The organism is Rhodococcus sp. (in: high G+C Gram-positive bacteria), assembly GCF_049286785.1.
Classification (GTDB): Bacteria; Actinomycetota; Actinomycetes; order Mycobacteriales; family Mycobacteriaceae; genus Rhodococcus_F.
Genome location: NZ_JBAQEO010000432.1, coordinates 1 through 3,864 on the forward strand (window position 1 = coordinate 1; position 3,864 = coordinate 3,864).

Here is a 3,864-nt window from a genome sequence, read left to right on the forward strand (position 1 = left end):
GGACACGCGGGTCTCTTTCTGGTCGGGACGAGTTGGTCGCACTTCTCATCCTGCCGATAGAGACCCGCGCCCTCAGCTACCGACTCGCACCGATCGCGTCACCAACCTCATGAACCGCAACAACTAGTTTTCACTTGCCGTCGACACTGCACTCGGTTGTTGACGGGTTCTCCCGACTGGCGTACACAGAATCGCTCGACGACGAAAGGCATTCTGCTATCGGATTCATACACCGCGCCAGGGTGTTCTTCGCCGCCCACTTCCATCACGCACATCCGCCGGATCGTCACGGACAATGGCTCCTGCTACCGCGCCAAGGACTTCGCCAAGGTCCTGCACGGGTCCACTGTCCGAATCCCTGGGCCGACCGGAGAGCAGCAACGCGCCGAGGCCTTGAAGGTGTGGAACGTGCACTACATCTACCATCGACCTCACACTGCAGTCGGCAACCGGCCGCCCGCGAGCAAGCTCCGTGCCGGTGTAACCAACGTCATGGCCTCGTACACCTTGAGGAGCTGACGACCAGCGCTACTGCACACGGAAACGAGTGAGTCAACTATGCCGATCGTCATTCTGTCGGGGGGATCTGCAATGGTTACCAACAGTCCTCAACGCCGCGTGCCTCGATGGGGACAAGGAACTAGGCCTATAGGATCGGTGCGATATGATTTACCTCGATTACAACGCATCAACGCCGGTCGACCCGCGGGTCACGGCGGCCGTTTTCGAAGCTTCGTCCCAGTTCGCGAACCCCTCGAGTGTGCAACACAGCAGCGGCCAGGGCGCCGCTGAGGTGGTTGAAGAAGCACGAAGCCGAGTCGCTCGCCTCGTTGGTAGGCCTCCACGTGACATCGTGCTGACGAGTGGCGCCAGTGAAGCAGCTGCTATCGGGATCATTGGCGCGGCGCTTGGCGGCACCAACCGACCGAATATTGTTGTAGCGGCCACTGAGCACAAAGCGATACTTTCAGCAGCCTCTGTGGCCGCCAAATTGACGGGTGGACAGGTGAGGCATGCTCGTGTCGAGCGGTCTGGAATCGTCGATCTTGCGCACCTCGCAGATGTCGTGGACGACACCGTCTCAGTTGTTGCGGTGATGGGCGCTAACAACGAAACGGGGGTTTTGGGACCCTTGACGGCCGCGTCTGTGGTAGCTCGCCGCCATGGCGCACTCCTCTTTGCTGACATAACCCAGCTCGCGGGCAAAGGTGAGATGTCCCACGTGGTTCGTTGCGCAGATTTGCTGGTCTGTAGCAGCCATAAGATCTACGGACCAAAAGGGGCAGGTGCGCTCGTCGCATCCCGACACGTTCAGCACGCCCTCGTCCCCATATTTCCAGGCGGTGGGCAAGAGTTTGGTCTGAGGGGTGGGACGCAGAACACCGCAGCACTGGCGGGTTTTGGCGTGGCCGCTCAATTAGCTGAGAAGGAGCAGGCGAATGATGCACGCCGACTCAACGACCTCATGGCCACGTTAATCTCCGGACTACGTTTGCGCCTCGATCAGGTAGAGATCAACGGTTATGAAGCCGAACGGCTGTCCAACACGTTGAACGTGCGCTTCCGTAGTGCCGACTCAGAGGCGGTCATGGCCTCGATGCCCCGCGTCGCTGTTTCTTCCGGCAGCGCTTGCCAGTCCGCGATGCCTACTCAATCACATGTATTGATCGCGATGGGTCTGACTGATCGCGAAGCCTCCGAGTCGATCAGGATCTCACTAGGCCGCCCTACTACGCGCGAAGAAATTACAGACGCGATTGAAGAGATCGCATCCGCAGTGACGCGTGTTCGCGAGCTGACAAGGCAATCGGAAGGCTGACCATGACCCTCGAACAATCTGCGGTCCCGACGTTCGCGAATCATCAGACGTTCCATCCACGCTTTGGATGGATCAAGAAGGGTTACGACGCCGCAGCCAAGAACCCTAACGTCTTCAATCTGCCAGGGGCACCAATCGAACTTGGTGTTGGAAAGAATATGGTTGAAGCAATTCGTTTTTGGTCGACGGCTACTAGAGTCATCACGCGCAAGCCTCATCCCGAGAGGCCCCGCGTGGCTGTCTCAACGCCAACGCACTTCGGTCGGGCGTTCCTAGATGACGATTATGGGCTAGACCCGTACATGGAAGATCAAAGCACCCTGTGGATCCTGCATTGGCAAGCCCTTTCAGCAGAAACGATCCTGCCAATATGGCGATTGACATTCAACGACTTCGGTGCGGTTGAATTCACCGAGGATGAGTTACTGCAGTATTGCGTGGACGAGGTAGCGGCCACCACGTGGCAGCAACCGAAAATTTCAAGCATCCAGAAGGACGTTGACTGCCTTCTCCGCATGTACACGCGACGAGAGACACGCGGACGACAGACGCTCGACGACCTACTGGATTCCCCATTCCGAGAACTGCAGATCCTCCAACCTTCTCCCGGCTCGAGAAAGAGTTACCGATTCGTCCGGGGTGAGAAGCGGGGGCTCCCGGCCGCAGCGATCACATACGCATGCCTCGACTACATGAGCCGTGACGCTGGTGGAAGTAGAACCATCTCGATTACTCGACTTGCCGTCGATCCCGGTTCGCCCGGCCGAATAATGAAACTGACCGAGCAAGATATTGTGAGCGCGATCGAGCAATCGGCTCGGGAAGCGACCGGGATCCGGCTTGCACGACCAGCGGGGGCGACACAGTTAACGGTTGACTCGCATCCAACCTTGATTGCTCACGCCGTGATGTGGGCTCATCACACTCGGAGACGTTCGGACCTGTTCGGGGCCGAGAGCCTCGAAGTCGCAGGCCTCGCCGCAAGGGAGTCGGCCATCTCTGACGACGCGTTAGAACGCGCAGTCACGAAATCGACCGCAAAGGAATCGCGCAAAGGGTCCGCGAAGGGAACTGCCGCATGACAACACTTTCGCAGTACGTACGCGCGCGCCCGCGGTTCAGTCGGTCAGCAAACGTCGAGCGCGATCACGGATCGCGAGCGGTCGAAGGTTACGTTCCAACAGGGCGTGCGATCGACGTTGTTGGCAGAATCGCGCGAGGACTTTCTGATCCTGCCGCAGGACGTGCCTTTTCTATTACCGGGCCTCATGGTGGCGGCAAGTCGTCACTGGCGGTGTTTCTTGACGGGCTTCTGTCTGCAGAGAGCACACGTGCACACTCTGAATCTCACACAATTCTGCGTATGGTCGACGAGGTTGTCGACAACCAACTCGTCCAAGGCCTGCAGAGTGTGGGGGCCCAGAAAGAAGGGATGATTCGTGCCTTTGCAACTGCGAAGGCTGAACCCGTTTCGGCCACCATTGCGCGCGCGTTGCATTCCGGCGCCGAGCGCACCTTTGGGGCGACGCAGACCATCGTGCCAAGAAGTTATAGCGAGAGTGAAGCCAATCGAACACTGACGACGAGCGAGATTCGGGACACCATCAAGCGGATGTGCGCCACTCGTCCAATGATCCTGATCATCGATGAGTTCGGAAAAAATCTTGAGGCCTACGCCGAATCCGGACACCTTGGCGATCCCTACCTTCTGCAGGAATTAGCAGAGTCGACACAGGGAAAAGACCCGCTTCCATTGGTGATCATCACCATGCAGCATTTGTCATTTGAGGAGTACGTACAGGAGACGTCCGCAGCACGTAGACGCGAGTGGTCGAAGGTGCAAGGACGTTTCCAAGATATCCCCTACGTCGAAACATCAGCCCAATCCCGCAGGTTGATGATCGCCAGCCTTGACCGGAGGACGAAGAAGCTAGATTCTGCCGCAGCGAAGTGGATCAAGAGCAACCAAAGGACGTTTGAAGACTTGGGTCTGCGCGATCTCGTAGAGGACGCGTCCGCTGCCATTCCGTTGCACCCCTTAACAC

Annotated in this window: 2 protein-coding genes and 2 pseudogenes; all 4 read left to right on the forward strand. The window is 58.2% G+C overall.

Annotated features, from left to right (window positions below):
- Positions 1 to 146: 146 nt before the first annotated feature.
- Positions 147 to 519 (forward strand): annotated as a pseudogene (locus WAW17_RS15860) (IS481 family transposase); the annotation flags it as partial.
- A gap of 145 nt (positions 520 to 664) precedes the next feature.
- Complete coding sequence (locus WAW17_RS15865; protein WP_422333903.1) at positions 665 to 1,819, forward strand: cysteine desulfurase family protein; 1,155 nt, start codon at positions 665 to 667, stop codon at positions 1,817 to 1,819.
- Between the two features lie 2 nt (positions 1,820 to 1,821).
- Positions 1,822 to 2,901 (forward strand): DUF4007 family protein, encoded by a 1,080-nt coding sequence (locus WAW17_RS15870; RefSeq protein WP_422333904.1) that lies wholly within the window; start codon positions 1,822 to 1,824, stop codon positions 2,899 to 2,901.
- Positions 2,898 to 3,864, forward strand: a pseudogene (locus WAW17_RS15875) (hypothetical protein); the annotation flags it as partial. The gene WAW17_RS15870 and the pseudogene WAW17_RS15875, both read left to right, overlap by 4 nt.

Coding starts and splice junctions, on each gene's coding strand:
- WAW17_RS15870 (WP_422333904.1), top strand. CDS start 1,822: ATGACCCTCGAACAATCTGCGGTCCCGACGTTCGCGAATCATCAGACG.
- WAW17_RS15865 (WP_422333903.1), top strand. CDS start 665: ATGATTTACCTCGATTACAACGCATCAACGCCGGTCGACCCGCGGGTC.